Below are 2,701 nucleotides of genomic sequence, written 5' to 3'. Positions count from 1 at the left end.
TAAGAAAGAGAAATTCAAGCGTTGATTTATGTGTGTGAAGCGTTAAAGCTAAAAACTGATACGATTTCTTAACTAATCATTTGCCTAGCTTTTAAAAGTTAAACCAATTTTGCTTGGTGGCAATAGAGAGAGGGAAATACCTGATCCCATACCGAACTCAGAAGTCAAGCCTCTTATCGCCAATGGTACTGCACACAAGAGTGTGGGAGAGTAGGTCGCCGCCAAGCTTTTTTTTTCTTTACTAAACAGCACTGCTAAAAATTTTTCTCCTTTCCTATTACTCTATCTTGCTTTGTTTATCCTTTTTTCTTCCTTATCTAACTCTTTTAAATTTAGCTAGTTAAGCTATTTATCTCTTTTTCTTTTTTAATCTTGCTTATTATAAAGTAGGAGTTAATGAATTGATAAAGTTTAACTGCGTCTTTATATTTGTTTCCAAAGCAGCAACTGCTTGTGCTTCTCTTAAATTTTGATCGCCACTTCTTTTACTTACTTCTTTCATTAACATCTCTAAGCGAGGAAGCCTTTGCACAGGACCAATAAATATAGAGCCTAAATTGACATAAGGAGGCTTATTCTCAAAGCCTTGCAAAATATTCTTTCCTTCTGCTGTTCCTGAAATTTTTGTTATCAAACGATTGAGTTGAATATTTTTTATAACTAATATTCCTGTAGACTTTATGTAATCTTCTAAATTGCTTGCAGAAAAAATAGTAGCCAAAGCTTCTAAAGGATTTGCTGAGCTTTTTTGCATAGCCTCAAGCTGCCCAATTAATGATTCAGATTGCTTGGCTAGCTCTTGCCATCCTTGAGTTAGAATAGCATGTTCCTCTTCTGAGATAACCTTATGATCCAATAGTTGTTGGAAAACATTATTTTCAGAAGAATGAGAGAGCAATAAATGAATGTTCTTAAGATAACTTTTTTCGGTAGTAATAAGTTCATTTATCACTTGATCTAATTGTGAAGTGAGTGGCACAGGATTAAAATTTAAAGTAGTGGGTTGACTGAGGTGCGCACTAGAAGTAGAATCGGTAGAATTTTTGTATTGAGCAATAGCCACGCTGAAAGGCAAATCTTTAATAAACTGTAAGATGGCTTTTCCATCATATTCGTCGCTAGCCGTTAAACGCGTAAACTGACCCTCTAATTTTTTACCCATTTCGGGATCATTTTCATTAATTTTTGCTAGTGAATGATTAACAATCATATGAGCCATAGAAGGTGAATTCATAATCAATTTTTCACCATATGAACTTTGAATAAAGTTATTGTATAACTTCCTTATATCTAAAGGTTCTCCTGAGTCGTTAGGAATAAGAGGGTCATAGCCACTACGGAGAGTCGAATCTATTGTAGCTAATATTTTTGATAAGGCCGCTTGGCTGCTTTTACTGCGTCCTTGGTTAAAAAAACTTCCTAAGCTTAAAATGCGCCTTTTTGCAATTTCAATTGTCCCATTAGATTTAAGAGTAAGGCCTTTATTTTCATCATTTAATTCTTCTAAAAGCTTAGCAAATTTTTTAAAGATTGCTTGGTCTTCTTCTGATATAGCTTTCTTCTTATCGCTAGGTGGCAAAGTCTCTTCTTTATTGATTTCAGATTGATCTACTTGTGTAAGAATTTTACCTGTCGGATTTTCTATTTCCCCGGTAGTTTGTAAATCTAAAGCGAGTAATTCCTCTTCGAACGCATGAAATTTTTTTGCTTCTTCTGCACCTAATAAGGTAGAGGGCTTTTCTGCTTCTTTAGAAACCGTTCCAGCTATTTTTTCCTGCTGAGAAGAATCTGCTTTGGAGGGAAGGGGAGGAAGGGGAGGAAAGGGTTTAGAAACTCTTTCTTGTTTTGGCATTTGGCTAGTTACCTGCTTCTTAATATTTTCTGAATACATCTTTGTAGAAGCAGTTACCATGCTTTCAGCTTTTTTATCTAATTTCCCCTGTTTATTCCATGCCTGGACAGTTTTTTCGTACAATTTTTTTTGCTTTATTAGACGCTTTAAACCCGGTTTATCTCCTCTCTCACTTAACAATTTTTCAAGGGTGTTAAAATATTTAGAATCGACTTTATTAGTTTTTTGATCAGCATAATGTTTAGTCGCTGTTAATAAGTTGCTTTCAGCCGTATGCTCAAAGCTCACTTGTTTGAGTTCTTTTTCTTTTCCTAGGCCCAATCCTATGGCTAAGCTAGCTGCTTTTCTAATTTTTTCTGAACTAAATGAAGCTAAACGTTTTTGCTGATCTTCAGGAGATTTGCAATCAGCCAGTGAGACCACAAATTTTAGTTTTATTCCTTGAAGCTTAACATCTTTAATAGCTGATTTGCCATCAGCCGCTAAGGTAAAACCGTTGAGTTTGGGAGGGCTATCATGTTGAGAAGAGGCCACAGGGTTTGACAATTTAGAAAATATGGGAACTGACATAGAATTACTCCCTACTTAATTAGATCTTATGGGTAAATCTTTTTATAATTATAATTATATTATTAATTTTATAATTATTAATATTAAAATTTTCATTAAATTTGTTAAATAAAGCCAACTGTGAATGGTTATGATTTATTTCTTAATAAGAAATTAGCAAAAAGTATGCCAAGCAAAGGACAGGGCATTTTGATGAGAATTATTTGATAAACACCTTACCTAGTAATCCTCTCAGATAATTAGGTGCATAAGTAGCATTTCGCCTAGCATCGGTAATCC

Annotated in this window: 1 protein-coding gene and 1 rRNA gene; one reads left to right on the top strand and one right to left on the bottom strand. The window is 34.3% G+C overall.

From position 1 onward, the window contains the following. Positions 1-112: 112 nt before the first annotated feature. Positions 113-227: ribosomal RNA gene (gene rrf / locus NEOC65_RS07175) — 5S ribosomal RNA — on the top strand. Positions 228-379: 152 nt separating this feature from the next. Here rrf and NEOC65_RS07170 read toward each other — a convergent pair. Beyond that, positions 380-2,422 (bottom strand): RhoGEF domain-containing protein, encoded by a 2,043-nt coding sequence (locus tag NEOC65_RS07170; protein ID WP_213156131.1) that lies wholly within the window; start codon positions 2,420-2,422, stop codon positions 380-382. Between the last annotated feature and the right edge of the window lie 279 nt (positions 2,423-2,701).

The sequence above is a fragment of the Neochlamydia sp. AcF65 genome, from assembly GCF_018342435.1.
GTDB lineage: Bacteria > Chlamydiota > Chlamydiia > Chlamydiales > Parachlamydiaceae > Neochlamydia.
The sequence above is the reverse complement of the archived record's forward strand: the minus strand, read 5'-3'. Positions and strand labels throughout refer to the sequence as shown.

Excerpts from the sequence above, each read along its gene's own strand:
- NEOC65_RS07170 (WP_213156131.1), bottom strand. The coding sequence starts at position 2,422 with ATGTCAGTTCCCATATTTTCTAAATTGTCAAACCCTGTGGCCTCTTCT.